The organism is Grimontia sp. NTOU-MAR1, assembly GCF_035758505.1.
Taxonomy (GTDB): Bacteria; Pseudomonadota; Gammaproteobacteria; order Enterobacterales; family Vibrionaceae; genus Enterovibrio; species Enterovibrio marinus.
This window is the reverse complement of the sequence record NZ_CP142108.1, coordinates 3,766,873-3,783,267: the sequence shown is the minus strand read 5'-3', so window position 1 is coordinate 3,783,267 and position 16,395 is coordinate 3,766,873. Positions and strand designations below refer to the sequence as shown.

The 16,395-nt window shown below is 45.9% G+C and carries 10 protein-coding genes and 1 tRNA gene; 8 read left to right on the top strand and 3 right to left on the bottom strand.

Annotated features, from left to right (window positions below; all coding sequences use genetic code 11):
* Nucleotides 1–11 precede the first annotated feature (11 nt).
* The 4 genes from VP504_RS17510 to VP504_RS17495 are packed head-to-tail and all read left to right on the top strand — an operon-like array spanning nucleotide 12 to nucleotide 6,992.
* Entirely contained in the window at nucleotides 12–2,213 is a 2,202-nt protein-coding gene (locus tag VP504_RS17510) for a type I secretion system permease/ATPase (protein ID WP_325894084.1), read from the top strand.
* On the top strand, nucleotides 2,206–3,588 hold the full coding sequence (locus VP504_RS17505; RefSeq protein ID WP_325892290.1) for an HlyD family type I secretion periplasmic adaptor subunit: 1,383 nt from the start codon (nucleotides 2,206–2,208) through the stop codon (nucleotides 3,586–3,588). The genes VP504_RS17510 and VP504_RS17505 overlap by 8 nt, the downstream gene beginning before the upstream one ends.
* Before the next feature lie 31 nt (nucleotides 3,589–3,619).
* The gene (locus tag VP504_RS17500) at nucleotides 3,620–4,972 is read left to right on the top strand and encodes a TolC family outer membrane protein (RefSeq protein WP_325892289.1); all 1,353 of its coding nucleotides are present in this window, start codon (nucleotides 3,620–3,622) and stop codon (nucleotides 4,970–4,972) included.
* Between the two features lie 55 nt (nucleotides 4,973–5,027).
* The gene (locus VP504_RS17495; RefSeq protein ID WP_325892287.1) at nucleotides 5,028–6,992 is read left to right on the top strand and encodes a bifunctional diguanylate cyclase/phosphodiesterase; all 1,965 of its coding nucleotides are present in this window, start codon (nucleotides 5,028–5,030) and stop codon (nucleotides 6,990–6,992) included.
* A 216-nt stretch (nucleotides 6,993–7,208) separates the two neighbouring features.
* On the opposite strand, the gene VP504_RS17490 is transcribed toward VP504_RS17495, so the two are convergent.
* Nucleotides 7,209–7,296: transfer RNA gene (locus VP504_RS17490), tRNA-Ser, on the bottom strand.
* A 204-nt stretch (nucleotides 7,297–7,500) separates the two neighbouring features.
* Between VP504_RS17490 and VP504_RS17485 the strand changes: the two genes are divergently transcribed.
* Nucleotides 7,501–8,076 (top strand): UPF0149 family protein, encoded by a 576-nt coding sequence (locus VP504_RS17485; RefSeq protein WP_325892286.1) that lies wholly within the window; start codon nucleotides 7,501–7,503, stop codon nucleotides 8,074–8,076.
* A gap of 149 nt (nucleotides 8,077–8,225) precedes the next feature.
* Entirely contained in the window at nucleotides 8,226–9,611 is a 1,386-nt protein-coding gene (dbpA, locus tag VP504_RS17480) for an ATP-dependent RNA helicase DbpA (RefSeq protein WP_325892285.1), read from the top strand.
* Between the two features lie 81 nt (nucleotides 9,612–9,692).
* Here the strand turns inward: dbpA and VP504_RS17475 are convergent, their stop codons facing one another.
* Both VP504_RS17475 and VP504_RS17470 read right to left on the bottom strand, forming a co-directional pair.
* Complete coding sequence (locus VP504_RS17475) at nucleotides 9,693–12,194, bottom strand: CoA transferase (RefSeq protein ID WP_325892284.1); 2,502 nt, start codon at nucleotides 12,192–12,194, stop codon at nucleotides 9,693–9,695.
* 148 nt (nucleotides 12,195–12,342) lie between these two features.
* Nucleotides 12,343–13,269, bottom strand: a complete 927-nt coding sequence (locus VP504_RS17470; RefSeq protein ID WP_325892283.1) for a LysR substrate-binding domain-containing protein — start codon at nucleotides 13,267–13,269, stop codon at nucleotides 12,343–12,345.
* A gap of 381 nt (nucleotides 13,270–13,650) precedes the next feature.
* Here VP504_RS17470 and VP504_RS17465 point away from each other — a divergent pair, with 381 nt between their 5' ends.
* A complete protein-coding gene (locus VP504_RS17465; RefSeq protein ID WP_325892282.1) occupies nucleotides 13,651–15,228 on the top strand; it encodes a BCCT family transporter in 1,578 nt (525 codons plus the stop codon).
* On the top strand, nucleotides 15,225–16,385 hold the full coding sequence (locus tag VP504_RS17460) for an iron-containing alcohol dehydrogenase (RefSeq protein WP_325892281.1): 1,161 nt from the start codon (nucleotides 15,225–15,227) through the stop codon (nucleotides 16,383–16,385). Before VP504_RS17465 ends, VP504_RS17460 begins: the two co-directional genes overlap by 4 nt.
* The last annotated feature ends 10 nt before the right edge of the window (nucleotides 16,386–16,395 follow it).

Here is a 16,395-nt window from a genome sequence, read left to right as displayed (position 1 = left end):
CGAGTAGAAGGCTGGATATTGTGCGATTAGCAGATAACACACAATCTCAGTGGGACATCAGTGGTTCAACGCAAACCACTGATGACCCTTTGCTTGAGAGCTTGGTGATTTTGACCGAGCACTATGGAACACCGTGTTCTGGTGAGGCACTGATTGCCAGTTTACCTCTCAGAGAGGTAACGCTGACACCTGACTTGTTTCCTCAGGCGTCAGCGCGTGCGGGTTTACTCTCACGAGTGGTTAGGAAGCCTCTGAATACCATCGGGGATATGTTAATGCCATGCGTGTTACTCCTCGTGGAAAAGAAGGCCTGTATTCTTCGATTATTGGACAGCGAAACAGGAAAGGCAGTGATTCAACTGCCTGATACTGGAGGTGAAACCGAACTTACGATAGAGGAGCTTGAAGCCCAATATACGGGATATGCCATTCTGGTTAAGAAGCAGTACAGAGGTGATCAGAGCGTAGAGCTTCATCGCTATACGAAGAAAGGTCACTGGCTATTTTCGATGTTAAGAGAGGCAGCTCCGATATATCGGGAAGCCTTGTTAGCTTCGGTTATTGTCAACATTTTTGCTCTGGTATCGCCTCTTTTTGTCATGAACGTATATGACAAAATACTTCCCAATCAGGCATTTGAGTCCCTTTGGGTGCTAGCCAGTGGCGCGGCATTAGTCTTTGTATTCGACTATATCCTCCGGTACGTCAGAAGCGTCATGATTGATGATGCAGGTAAGAAAATAGATATCATCGTTTCTTCACGTTTGTTTGCGAAATCCATTGGGATCCCATTGGAAAAACGCGGACCAAGTGTTGGAGGCATGGCAAGGCAGATCAATGAGTTTGATAGTGTGAGGGAAATGTTAACCTCCACCACTGTTACCGCTCTGGTAGACCTGCCCTTTGCTATTTTCTTTCTCTTCGTCATCTACATATTCGCAGGTGACCTCGTTTTCATTCCAATCATAGCAAGTATTATCATTCTCGGTTATGCCATAGCGATACAACCACGATTGAGAGATGCTATTGACGAAAGCAACCAATTTGCGGGACTAAAAAATGGGCATTTAGTGGAGAGCCTTGCTGCTATGGAAGCGATTAAGGCGAATCTGGCTGAAGGTGTGGTTCAAAAAACTTGGCAACAGATGATTGCTCATTCCGCAACGTGGGGAATGAAGGTTAAGAAGATTTCTCAATCGGTCTCTTACCTCACAACATTTATCACTCAAGTAACATCGGTAGCCGTTGTCATACTTGGCGTTTACCGGGTTTCCGAGGGTGATATTTCCATGGGCGGAATCATTGCCGCAGTCATGCTGTCAAGCCGTGTGGTATCTCCAATGGCTCAGTTGGCAAATCTCCTAACACGAGCCAATCAGACGATAAGTTCTTTGAAGCAACTTGATGAGTTGATGGGTCAAGAAGATGAATATGAAAATAAAGGGCACCTGATAAGCCGTAACCAATTGCAAGGCCAAATCGAGTGCTCTGGTGTTACTTTTAGTTATCCTGAAACCGAAGAGCCTGTGCTCTACCCATGCTCACTTAAAATCAAAGAAGGTGAAAAAGTCGCAATCATTGGGAAAAATGGGTCAGGGAAAACAACCCTACTTAAAATGTTTGCAGGACTATACCAGCCAACTCAGGGAAATCTGCGATTCGATGGCATTGACTCAAAACAGATCCATCCTGCAGACCTACGTAGGAACGTTGGCTACATGCCACAAGACATCACCCTCTTCCACGGCACCATTCGAGACAACATACTTTTCGGTACTCGTCAGGTTACTGAACACCAACTTATTCGAGCAGTGCAACTCTCTGGTGTAATCCAATTTACCTCTCTCGACTCTCAGGGTTTAGATAAACAAGTTGGTGAACGTGGAGATGCTCTTTCCAGGGGGCAGCGTCAAGCTGTTGCCCTTGCTCGTTCCATTCTTAATGACCCTTCTATCTTGCTAATGGACGAACCTACTTCTTCCATGGACGCATACGCTGAAAAGCAATTTATGTCTTCTATCCCTTTGGTTTGTAAGAACCGGACATTGGTTCTCATTACACACAAAATGCCACTTTTAAGGCTCGTCGATCGTGTCGTGGTAATAGATAAAGGGCGTATTTTCCTGGATGGGCCAAGAGATGAGGTATTAAATAAACTCTCCCAAGGCCAGGGAAGTCGGAACGATTCAAAGAAGGATTCGCATAATGAGTAATTCGAAAGAGCGCGAACACCTCGATATGGCAGACGACATCTACGGCGCAATGATGATGGATGTCCCGCGCAAATATCGCATTGTTGTTTGGCTTTTTGTCATTATGGTCGTGGTCTTTATTGTATGGGCATCAGTGTCATCGCTTGACGAGATCACTCGTGGAGAAGGGAAGGTAATTCCCTCTTCACAGGTTCAGCTTATTCAAAGTCTGGATGGCGGAATTTTGCAAGAAATGTACGTCAAGGAAGGCATGATAGTACAAAAAGGGACGCCACTCGTACGCATCGATGATACCCGTTTCCGCTCTGATGTTGCACAACAAGAAGAGGAAGGTGTCAGTATTATCGCAAATATCGCTCGTTTGCAGCAGGAACTAAGCAGCATCGATTTAAAAGGTCTAGATGTAAACTGGCAAGACCAAATCAGCATCCAGCCTACATCGCTGCTCTTTTCTGATGAGCTCAAGGAGAGCGAGCCTGAACTGCTCCAGCGACAAGCTCTGGAGTTTCAAGGTCGCTTAGACGATTTAAAAAATAAGATAGAGATTCAATCACGCCAGGTTTTACAAAAGTACCAAGAAATAAAAGAACTAAAAACTAAGATAAAAACACTAGAAGGAAGTGCAAAACTTGTCTCACGTGAATACGAACTGACCAAGCCTCTGGCAAGAAAAAAAATAGTGGCCGAAGTAGAGTTGCTCAAACTACAACGTCAACTTAATGATATTCGTGGTGAAATAGCAGCACTTTATCAATTACAACCTAAGCTCAAAGCACAACAAGACGAAGCCATTTTAAAGCGCCGTGAAGCCGTCCTTTCATTTCAAAATGAGAACAGAATGCAAATTAGTGAGCTTGAAGCGAAGCTCGCTAGGCTCCAGCAAGCGCAAGTCGGGGCACAGGATAAAGTGAATAAAGCGATTATTACTTCCCCCGTGACAGGAACTATCAAAACTGTTCACATTAATACGCTTGGCGGTGTTATTACACCAGGAAAAGATATTCTTGAAATTGTCCCTACAGAGGATCAACTGCTCATTGAAGCAAAAATTGAACCTAAAGACATTGCATTCCTTCACTCTGGTCTACCGGCCGTTGTCAAGGTGACAGCCTATGACTTTACTCGTTATGGCGGTCTCTCTGGGAAACTAGAGCACATTAGTGCCGATACGACACAAGACGAAGAAGGTAACAGCTTTTATCTGGTACGAGTTAGAACCGACGTATCAAATTTATCAGATAAAGATGGTACTTCCATGCCAATTATTCCTGGCATGCTTACCAGTGTAGATATCATCACTGGTAAAAGAACCATACTTAACTACATACTTAATCCAATATTGCGAGCAAGGGAGTCGGCTCTTCGCGAACGCTAAACGATCGCTGCCTCAGTCAGGAGTTCTAAAAATGGCGAACAAGAAAATAAGTAACAGATGCAACAAAATTCTTCACTGGTCTCTGCCTTGCCTAATAGCTTTTTCAACCGCAAGTCATTCAGACACTTTAGAGCAAGCTGTTGCTACTGCATTATCCTCGAGCCCAGAAGTAAGAAGAGCATTTAATTCCTACCAAGCTCAACGAGAACAAATTTCGCAGGCGTATGCAGGCTATTTACCTACAGTGGACTTAAATGCCGGATATGGCATTGCTGAAACAGACAGTCCGTCTACACGTTCATCCGGTACCCAGAACGACAGACTTAATCCTGGGGAAGCTGGTTTGAGTATAAGACAAGCACTTTTTAGTGGCTTCCGGACCATGAATGAAGTGAGCAGGACAGAGGCTGAGACGGAAGCAGAATATTGGGGAGTTGTCTCTACATCTGAAGATCACGCATTAGAGACTATAAGGGCTTATATCAAGTACATTCAGGCAGAACGGGTCGTGAGCTTGTCTCGAGATAATCTGCTATCTCATCAGAACATCTATAGGCAGATAAAAGAAAAGACTGACTCTGGTTTGGGCTCCTCTGCCGACCTCTCTCAGGTCATGGGGCGTCTAGCGAGAGCAAAAGCAAATTTAGCAGCAGCAGAAAATAATCTACTTGATGCCAGAGCCAGCTACGTCAAGATCGTCAATGTGCCTCCGATAGATCTGAAAGCACCGCAACCCAAAACCAGCTTGTTACCAGAAAATTTGCAACAGGCGCTTGCCACCGCCGAAAGCGTCCACCCTACATTAAAGCTTGCGATAGCAGATGTGTCAGCCGCTAGATATCAGTATGAGACGTCAAAATCTACGTATTACCCTGAAGTCAGCCTTGAATTGAACAGCAACTGGGATAACGATATTAGCGGCAGTCTGGGGCATAATAATGATGTTCAAGCCATGCTTCGAATGCGCTACAACTTATTTAATGGTGGAAGAGATCACGCTTACGAGCGAGAAACAGCATTCCGAATTGGTGAATCAGAGGAAATCAAACACAGAGCAAGAAGAGAAGTGGTTGAGGGCACTACGCTGGCTTGGAATGCACATGTTAGCCTCCAAGACCAAGTAGGGTATCTTGCAGAACATGTTGAAGCTTCTATCGAAACTCAGAGCGCCTATACGCTTCAGTTCAGATTAGGTCAGCGCTCTCTGCTTGATCTTTTGGACGCAGAAAATGAGCTTTTCGATTCCAGAAAAGACCTAGAAGCAGCACAATTCGATCAGCTTATTGCTGAATATCGTATCTTAAACGCGACAGGGCAGCTCCTTTCTTCTTTGGAAATTCAACCAGAAGTCCTTGAAGAAATTGAACGTTTGAACAACAAATGATGCTGTTAACTGCTTAAATTGTAAGGTGTAACAAGTACCATAAAGTGGAAATAGTATGACAATAACGAACAAAGTCACGCTGTGTGTAATAGGAACACTTTTTGGCCTGTTTGCAATCCTTGCTGTGGCAGAGTTTTCGAACAATCTCACGTTGCTCAAAAAAGAGATGCAGTTTCAAGCAGAGAGTTCTTTGCACACGCTGAGCGTCTCTGTCATTCCGATATTGGAAACAGGAGACCGTGAGAACAGTGAGATATTTTTCTCTGCCATCATGTCGGAGGGAACACAGTTACAGCACGTAAAACTGATGTGGTTGTTTGACGGAGATGTGCAAACTTGGTCGCACCAGTCCAACACCCATCAGGAAGTGCCAGGCTGGTTCATGGCATTAGGGTTTCTCGAACCATTAACACTTGAAACTCAAGTGAATAATGGTTGGACAGATCTGGCCACATTAACAGTCTCATTGACACCTGATTATGCATATTTAGCGCTTTGGAAGTTTTCGGTTCAATTTGTTCTTTTCACTGTGGCAGTGATGCTCGTTACGGCTCTTCTTATTCGTCTCGTTTTGGGAAGAGCCTTAACGCCTATTTCAGTGATGACGGAAGGGGCTAGACGTATTGCAAAGCTAGATTTCCCCTCGCCACTACCAGCCCCAAAAGGAAACGAACTCGTCGAGCTCACTGCTGCTTTCAATGATATGTCTTCACAAGTTGAAAGCTTATTTGAAACTCTGAACGAGGAAATTAATGCATTAAGGCAGAGGTATCTATTTGACTCTCCCTCAGGATTTCACAACAGAAACTTCTTTGTGCGGCAGCTCGAGAGCTGGCTTGAGGACGGTGATAGCGGCATTGTCATGCTGGTTAATTTGAAATGGCTTACACGCAACTCACTCTCCGAGAATGGCGAAGATTTGAATAAAGTCATGCGTTCATTGCGACAGGAGTTGAGTGGTGTTATTCCTAAAACCCAAAACGCTCTCATCGCGAGAATGAGTAAAATCGAGTTAGCGATTCTTTTGCCAAGTGTTGATGAAAAACAAACTCGGACAATATTGGGCCCTCTCATTCGAACGCTCAACAACCAAGTAATCAGTAGCGGACAATCCACCGCGAACGCCTTTATTATTGGTATTACAGAGAAGAAAGAAAACGACTCCGCATCTTCACTCCTCTCTAGGGCAAATGCCACATTACAGGATGCAGAAAGCACACGACAAGTGTTTCATTTTTCTGTGGCTGATAAAGCCTATTCTGAAGAACAACTTGGTACCAAACTCACTGAGGTCGTCAATACAGAAGCTTTCGAATTAATGGCACAACCTATTATTTCTAAAACGACACAAACTGTTCAGCACTACGAAGTCTACGCCCATCTGAAATTAGATAACCAAGTTATTCCAGCATCAAAATTAATCTCTACTTTGTCTCGTTACTCACTATCTACTAAATTTGACAAATCTGTAATCAATCATGTTGCAGCAATTCTTTTAGGTGATCTTCATGTCCCGCCTTTGTCGATAAACCTAACCTCAAGCAGCGTGCGAAATTCAGACTTCTTGAAATGGTTGGTTCAAACAGTGAAGAAGAACAAACTCGAAAATCGTATCTTTTTTGAGTTCTCTGAATCACTCGTCAGCCTACATCCTAAGGATTGCGAGGTAGTCTCAAAAGCTCTTAGAGAAGCCGGTTTACGTTTTGGAATCGATAGATTTGGGCAGAATTTAAACTCCGTGGCCTACCTTAAACAACTGAAACCTGCATTCGTTAAGCTTGAACAGTCATTCCTTCAAAACCAGCAAGACGATAGCAATCATCTGCTGTTGAAACCTATGGTTAAATTGGCTTCAACACTCGGTATTGACGTGATCGTCTCTGCTGTTGAGTATCAACAACAATTAAACTCTCTGGCTGATATAAAAGTTGATGGATACTTCGGGTATATCTCCCCTCCTATCCCTCTTTTGTCTTTACTCAATTCAGGCTTGGAGAATGTTTCCATTCGGTCACATTAAATACCTATACCTAAACAACCTGAGCGCCTCCGTTTGAATCATAGATAAAACGCTTAGGGGGTTATTTGTTATTACGATATTCCACCTTTCCAGCAAGATTATATCGCTTGGCAGCGCCGCTGCGATGCACTGGCTAAGCACTCTCCCACTTTCAAAATCATTTTTCTATCAGCCAGAAAAGAGAAAACCCCAGCATTTCTGCTAGGGTTTTGAATGTGGCGGTGAGTGAGAGATTCGAACTCTCGATACGTTGCCGTATACACACTTTCCAGGCGTGCTCCTTCAGCCACTCGGACAACTCACCAAATTATCGTTGGGCTTATACGCCTCAACGGGTCGCTACTATAGGGAAGCACGGATTTAAGGTCAATAAGATTTCTGAAAAAATCGTGCAAGTGTTTAAGATTCAAGCGACATTGCGTGATTTCCACGCCCTCACCGCTTTTCTTTCTCTGTTTTGAGCTCAGACTGTTAGAATAAGCGCCTTGTTAGAAAAAGAGAGTTTTTCATGTCTATCTCGCTATCACAATTTATTACCGAAAACGGATTAGAGCAAAAACTGCTATCTGCCACGCAAACAGAAGGTTTTGTGACTGCAATGGCTGCAGCGCCACACCTTATCGACCCAAGTGAATGGCTTGCATTTATGTGGGGTGGCGAAGAAGAAGCGCCGTTCGGTAGTCATGAACAACTCGAGCAATACGCGAATATCATCGTGGCCATGTGGAACGAGCAGCGTGGCGTTTTACTTTCAAACGAATGGCAATGGCCGGAAGTCTGTGCACTGAGCGAGAGCGATATCGTTAACGAAGCGACACGCGAATACTGCGAAGGTATGCTTCAGGGTTGGACCCTGTGCCGTGATGACTGGGAAACTCTAATGCCTGAAGACTCTCAAGAAAATGCGCTTCTGGGTGGTGTTCTACTTTCTATCAGTCTGCTGTTTGATCCTGAGGCTGCATTGGCAGTGATGGAAGAACAAGGTGCAGCAGAGCTTGCGCAGTTTGACGAAGTATTTAATGGGATGCCAGTGATGCTTTGTGGCCTGACGATGCGAGCCATGCAGATGGTTGAAGCACAATAATCCGCAATTTTCCTCGTGTGTTTAAAAAAGCGGCCAGCGAGCCGCTTTTTTATCTTCAAAGTTTTCGCGCAGTTTTCAACCATACCTGATATAGTCGCGCCCCTGAATATACTCGCCGCTCGAACGGCACTGACAACGAGACTCTCCCTGTGACGAATCAAGTTTTCTCAACACTTCCGTTGAAAGATGAATTGCTTTCTACACTCACTGACATTGGCTACAAAACCATGACGCCAATTCAGGCACAGAGCCTGCCTTCCATACTTGATGGGAAAGATGTCATCGGTCAGGGTAAAACAGGCTCAGGCAAAACAGCGGCTTTTGGTCTTGGATTGCTGAACCGACTCAACGTCAAACGTTTTCGCGTTCAATCACTGGTGCTCTGTCCTACCAGAGAGCTGGCCGATCAGGTCGCCATTGAAATCCGCAAACTGGCACGTGGCATCCACAACATAAAGGTGCTGACACTGTGTGGCGGTGTTCCTATGGGCCCTCAGATTGGGTCACTGGAGCATGGTGCACACATTATCGTGGGCACACCTGGCCGTATTCTTGACCACATGGAAAAAGGTCGCCTATCTCTTGAAGAAGTGAACACACTGATTCTGGATGAAGCAGACCGCATGCTGGAAATGGGTTTCCAACCTGCGCTCGATGCTATTTTTGACCAAGTGCCGTCTGACCGCCAAACGCTGCTATTCAGCGCCACTTACCCGGCGCAAATCCAAAGCATCAGCAAGCAAATCATGGCAAACCCTCTAATGGTGAAAGTGGAATCAAACCACGATGAAACCAGCATTACTCAACATTTCTACCGCTGTGCAAATAATCGCGAGCGTATCGAAGCACTTCAGCTTCTGCTGCTGAAGCATCAGCCAGAAAGTGCGGTGGTGTTCTGTAACACCAAGCGTGATGTGAAAGACGTGGCCGCTGTACTGGATAACGAAGGCTTCTCTGTGGTTGCCCTGCATGGCGATTTAGAGCAACGCGATCGCGACCAAATGCTTTTGAAGTTTGCCAACAAAAGTACCAACATCATGGTAGCGACAGACGTTGCAGCCCGTGGTTTGGACATCGAAGCGTTAGATGCGGTGATTAACTACCACATGGCGTTCGATACCGAAGTTCACATTCACCGCATTGGCCGCACTGGTCGTGCAGGCAGCGAAGGAGCCGCGTTTACCCTCTTCGGTGATGAAGATGGTTATCGTGTTGCATTGCTGGAAGATCATCTAGAGCGCGACATCAAACCCTCAGCACTGCCTGATTCCAGTGTGTTGAACAATGTGCCACGCACACCTGCCATGGTAACGCTGCACATTGATGGTGGTAAGAAAAGCAAGGTTCGCCCTGGTGATATTCTTGGCGCATTGACCGGTGAGAATGGTATTGAAGGTAAACAAGTCGGTAAAATCAAAGTCACCGATTACCGTTCTTATGTCGCCGTTGAGCGCAGCGTGGCGAAGAAAGCCTTGAAGAAACTCTCCAGCGGCAAAATCAAAGGTAAAACCTACCGCGTATGGCAACTTCGCTAAACCCCACAAAACAACAAAAGCCGTCGTAGCGACGGCTTTTTAGTCTCTCTAATCTTTACTAGGGTCTGTAGGCCATGTGAATCAGCTTGGCAGAAATTCCTCTGACCAACCATCACTCACGATACCTTTATCTATCAAACTCTGGATATCTGACTCACCGAATCCAAGCTCACCTAAAACTCTCCGGCTCGATCGCCCGAAACGTTCTGTTTGCGGAGCTGCAATAATCTTTGCCTCTTTCGGACGAATCGAATAGTGATCTACCATGGTTGTCACATAGCCACTTGGATGCTCTTCATGGATCGAAAAGGCATAACTACCAGAATCAAACCCCACCTGACCATCCTGTGGTCGGCTATAGCGTTTTCTCAACCATTCAATACTGCGAGTTTGTGCTGCTGCAATATCTAACTGGGACAGCTTATTCAACCAGACATCATTTGGCTTACGTTTGAATTGATTGGTAAGCATGATCTTGCGCCCCGCTTCATCACACCTCGAAATACCTCTGAGCTCCTCGAGCGTGTCGAGTTTATTGATATCGGCTTCCGTCGCATCGAGATATAGCCACCCATCATGAGTTTGATAGAAGTGCGACAAGGCATCATAACCCAACGCTTCGCGACCAGTTGGCTCATCGAACGGCGGCGCACCTTCATAATCATGGCTGTATTTAATCTGTGCCAGATTGGTCGTAGATGACAGTGACGTTCTGGGACGCAGTACTTGTCCTGTTTTCGCCCGCACATACAAAGCGACCGACATCGCCAGCCCAGCAGCGAAGCCACAATTCACATCCAGCGTTCCAAGATGAGCATGTTCCTCTGGTGTTTCCGCGCCGCCAAAGCGTGTCATGATGCCACTGTTCGCTTGAATGATATCGTCATAGCCAATGTAATCTGTTTTCTCTCCGCGCTTAGGTCCACCAAGACAATCCAGACGGCAGAAAATGACATCAGGATTCAATGCTTTTAGACGCTCCTCACTAAGTCCCAGAGGCTCTACCTGACGTAAAGGAGCATTGATAACGACTATATCGCAGGTCTTCACCAATGCTTCAAAAATGGGTTTTCCTTCGTCAGTCAGCATATCAAGCAGCAAGCTCTTCTTCCCAATATTGGAGAGGTAACTGAAGAACACACCAATCAGCGGATCATACATTGGCTTGGTCGGATCCAACTTGATAACTTCTGCCCCAAATCGTGTCAAAAACGCAGTGGAATGCGGACCTGCGATAACATTTGTCAGGTCGAGAACACGAACGCCTTTCAGCCATTGGCGGTCGGGCTCGACATTGGGCAAAGGTTCGTAGTTCCTAGGAAGTCCTGTTTGGCTAAAAAGCCTTTCTGCGTCCTTATATTCAGCAAATTTCCGTGGCTCTATGTCGCACAGTTCTTCACCCAACTCTTCAAACCAAACCAAAGGGCCGGGCTGTTTCATCAAGCCATATTCCGGATCATTCACTTCAACGATCAGACCGCTTTCCAGCGAATAAGGGGCGTTGACCCACTCTTGCGTAGAGCGATGCGGCGCACCGGGAATGCCTCCTTCACCAAATAGCTTGCCCCACTCTTCGGAAGTCCTTGTCAAAAACACACGCTTCATCTTCTCAGAGATTTTTGCAGCCCAGTTCGCTGGCAAAGGATAAACACCAATAGAAGTTTCTGCTTCCCATTGAGACTGAGGGATATAGAGGTCTTCAATGTCAGGCAGGCCTTCAGCCACCAGCTCATCATAAATACCCACCAACTCTAAACAACGACGGGCATGGTTACGGTGTGACGGACAGACTACATAGAAATAACGGTTATCTTTGCATTTGTAGGTACGATAAAACGGATCCAGGTACTCCTGAAGCTCATCATACGTTACATCCATAGGTAACCCCGCTTCTCGACGTCGGGTAATCTCTTTTTCCCGCATAGTGTGGTAACGCTCGGGCATGCCTTCAATATTAATGGAGTTATACGAAAGTCCTTCCATTAGTGCAGTAGCCACGGGTACTTCAATATGGTCGCCGTGACCGCTTTGCTCTCTCTCAAACAGAGCAAGTGAAACACCACTTGCTGCCAGCATGGTCGCGTAAGCCGAGCCCAATGTAAGGGGGGAAAAGCTAGGATCGCACCCCATCAACACCCGGTTGTAGCCCATGTCTGTAAATGCACCTGAAGATGCCGCAATCACCGCTTCAGTTGCTTTCCATTGCTTACGTAGCTGGTCGTTTGACGCAAAACCAGGTAGTGATAGCGTGATAAGGCTGGGATTGGTTTTGCGTAGGGTTTCTAAATCAACGCCCAGTTTTTTCATGGTGCCTGGACGGAAGTTTTCAATAATAACGTCAGCTTGTGAACACAAGGACAATGCTCTGTCGAGATCTGAGCCTGACTTCAGATCTAACTTAATATTGGTTTTACTTCGGTTTAAAACAGCATTGGCGGAATGATCCCAAAGAGGCCCTTTGGGTGGGTCAATATGAACCACATTGGCCCCCAAATCGGCAAGGATCATCGCAACAGCTGGGCCAGAAATATACTGGCCAAAGTCAACAACATTAAGACCTGAAAACGGCAACGCATTTCTCATTTATCTCGCTCCTTGCTAAGAGACAGTTATATCGAATGAGAACCACCCTGAAGGTGAATTCATTGCCGGATGTTAATGACTTTGAAGTTTAGCGACTATTAATTTAAATTTGCCCTTATCATAAATTTTTTAATACACAAGATTAAAATCAATTATAAAGAGGTCTATTTACCTTATTAATTTCATCGTTATTAACCTCTTCCATTACCCAAGAGATAAATGCTTCAGCATGAGGATGTAAAAATCGAGACTTATGATTAACAAGGTAAAATGCTTCTGTCGTTAAAACCTTCTGCTCGAATAAAGAGATCAACCTTTTCTCCTTAACATACCGCTGTAAAAGACTACTCCTACCCAATGCAATTCCCCCATCATTTGCTGCCACTTCAAACGCATTAACCAATGTGTCAAACTGGCTACCTAGACTAAAGTCGGTATACGGCATGCCAATAGACTGAAACCAGTGATTCCAACCATCTTCGTAGCCAATGACATGTATCAGGTTTTCGGTAACGATTTGATCTGGTAAAGGCTTAGTCTCAAAACGCTTAGCATAGTGAGGGCTACAGACCGGTTGTAGCAAGTCCCAAGTTAGTCTTCTCGCTTCATACTGTTGCCAGCGACCATTGCCATAAATCACTTCTAGGTCGCAATCTGAGGATTTCTCTTGGCTATTAACCCAAATATTACTCGTGATCTTAAGGTTAATGTTTGGGTTTTGAGCGTAGAACCGCGACAAGCGAGGAGCAAGCCAATTGACGAAAAAGACAAGATTAACTTTAACATTCAGAAGCTTGTTTCTACCTTTCCCAAATAACTCTTCGGTCACTTCATTCATCTTTTCGATGGATTCATGGAGAACTGGTAAATAGGCCGCTCCTGCCTCTGTCAGCTCCAACCCCCTAGGTAGCCTTACGAATAGCACGGCTCCCAGTTGACTTTCCAACGCCTTAATCTGCTGGCTCATTGCCGCCTGCGTAATGTGCAACTCTTGCGAAGCATGGGTAAAGCTAAGATGCCTTGCAGCAGCTTCAAACGACCTAAGCCAATTCAGTGGAGGTAGCCGTTTTTTCATGCGTTATTTTCCTTGTACTACGTTAAAACCAACAGTTTTTTTAAGGGCATACCCTTCTCATTGAAGTTTAAAAGACTCAATCTTTCGTTATTCAATTTACCTATTTAAACCTAATTAACACAGAAACAAATATGAAGAATGTATAAATAGTGAAACACCCCGTCTATGTATAATTATTTTTATATCATTGGCTAAAAATTTATTAATTGTCGAAAAGCATCGAAGTATGAAAGGTTACTACCTCGGGTAAAAACCACATCAACATATCAAAATGCGACACCTATAAGTCGCAAAACTGTAAATATAAAAAGTTGAGAAGGTGAATTAAGTAAAAACTCATCATTTATTTAATTACACAGCACTTCAAAAAGGAGTATCAAAATGAGTTCAGAGGTTAATTCAAACGAAGGAGGCGGCCTCTTTGCGGGTGTTAATCCGTTCATGGCCGTCGGCTCTTCCGTTCTCGTCATATTATTTGTTTTGTATACTGTCGTTGTGCCAGAACAGGCCAGCGCTCTATACAAGTACTGTAAAGATTACATCGCAACCAACCTATCTTGGTACTACGTTGGCTTGATGAGCGTCTTCCTTTTCATCGCTTTTTACCTCATTGTCAGCCGCTACGGCGGCATTAAGCTCGGTCAGGATGATGAAGAGCCAGAGTTTGGATTCTTCTCATGGTTTTCCATGTTGTTCGGTGCAGGGATAGGAATTGGTATTCTGTTCTGGAGTATCGCGGAGCCAATGTACCACTTCCAAAGTAATCCCTTTGTTACCGATGGCCAAGCGCAGTCGATCCTCGCTGGTCAAGTCGCCATGCGTATAGCAATATTCCACTGGGGGTTGCATGGCTGGGGGCTTTTCGCCATCTGCGGGTTGTCTCTGGCCTACTTCTCATATCGTAAAGGATTGCCGCTATCTATTCGTTCGGGGCTTTACCCTCTTCTTGGCGATCGTATTTACGGCCCATTAGGACATGCAGCAGACCTTTTAGCTGTATTCGGGACGGTGTTTGGTATTGCCACCTCCCTCGGGTTGGGTGCACAGCAGATGAATGCGGGGCTCAACTACCTGCTCGGTATCGAAATCAGTACTACAGTCCAGATTGTTCTCATCATTGCTATCTCCGCTCTTGCGACCATTTCTGTCCTGACAGGTGTGAACAAAGGTATCCGAATACTCAGTGAGCTAAACATGCAACTCACCGTTGTGATGCTGGCTTTCTTTATCATCTTGGGGCCAACGGCCTATGTGATTGGCTCCTTCTTTACCAACCTCGGTGACTACATGCTAAACGTGGTCAAGCTTGGTCTTTGGGTTGACCCAAACCCTGAGAATACCTGGCAAGGCGCTTGGACCATTTTCTATTGGGGTTGGTGGATTGCATGGGCACCCTTCTGTGGGATTTTCATCGCACGCATTTCACGCGGCCGAACCATTCGGGAATTCACGCTGGGCGTGCTGCTCGCGCCCACGCTATTGGCCACCTTTTGGATCACCATCTTCGGTAATACCGCTATGTACATCGAGTTGTTTGGTAACGGCGGCGTTGTGGAAGCCGTCAATGAAGACCTGACATTGGCTTTATTCAAAACCATTGAACTGATGGATGTGGGTACTATTCTCACTACCATTGGAGCAACAATCTGTACCGTCATGCTTGTCACTTACTTCGTGACGTCTGCAGACTCAGCGACGCTGGTGATTTGTACCTTGATTTCAATGGGTGACGAGCACCCTCCATCGCGCTATCGCGTATTTTGGGGCATATCAATCGGTCTGGTCGCAGCTGTGCTATTGCTAGCTGGCGGTTTAGGCGCATTACAGACGGCATCGATTATAGCTGCCCTCCCCTATTCCATCGTCGTGATTGCCACTACCGTCGGCTTATATCGTTCACTTCGCAGAGAACCCCTTCCCGGAAAACCTGAGACAAATACAATAGGAGCGACAAAATGAGCACTTCAGTTGCTATGCCACGGATGATGGAGTTTGGCGAAGACGCGACCAAGCGTTTGCCGGATATTGTGAAAGGATTCAACGCCTCTAGCGTGCTGATTCTTACAGACAAAACGATGGTTCAGATGGGCTATGCCGCCATGGTGACAGAACTGCTTTCGGACGCTGGCATTCAAAGCCAAATTTACGCTGACACGATTCCAGAGCCGACATCACAATCGATAGAAGAAGCGGTATCTATAACGCGAGACAGTCAAACTGACTGCATTGTTGCATTGGGCGGTGGTAGCGCTATCGACAGCGCAAAAGCCATCGGCATGCTTGCCTGTCACGGTGGCATTATGCGCGATTATAAAGCTCCGCGCATCGTCAACGAATCGGGTATTCCTGTCGTGGCGATACCCACCACGGCGGGTACAGGCTCAGAAGTCACCAAGTTCACCATCATCACAGACTCTGATACCGACGAAAAAATGCTGTGTATTGGCCTCGGCTTTCTCCCTGTCGCAGCCTTGGTGGACTACAAGCTGACCATGTCTGTCCCCCCTCGTATCACCGCGGACACTGGGATAGACGCACTTACTCATGCCATCGAAGCTTACGTCAGTAAGAAAGCAAACCCATTCAGTGATTACAACGCGTTAGAAGCGATGCGTCTTATCGCACCAAACCTTCGCAAGGTTTATCACGATGGCCAAAACGTTGAAGCACGTCAGAAGATGATGATGGGTTCGACGCTCGCAGGTATTGCTTTCTCCAATGCCTCGGTTGCCTTGGTTCACGGCATGAGCCGACCTATCGGCGCGTTTTTCCATGTTCCGCATGGATTGTCCAATGCCATATTGCTGCCAAGCATTACAACTTTCTCTATTCCAGCTTGTCCCGAGCGTTATGCGCAATGTGCCAAAGCCATGGGGCTGGTGGATGAATCAGCTAGCGTAGAAGAAGCCAATACTCGACTACAGCAAGAGTTGCTCGCGCTGAACGAAGAGTTGAAAGTTCCATCCTTAGAAGAATTGGGCGTTGTGAAAAATGACTTCGACGCCGTGCTCGACACCATGATCCAGCAGGCGTTTGGATCAGGTTCCCCCGGGAACAACCCAAGAGTCCCCAATGAAGATGAAATGAAAACGCTCTACACCAGCCTCTGGAAATAGGAGAAAAGGA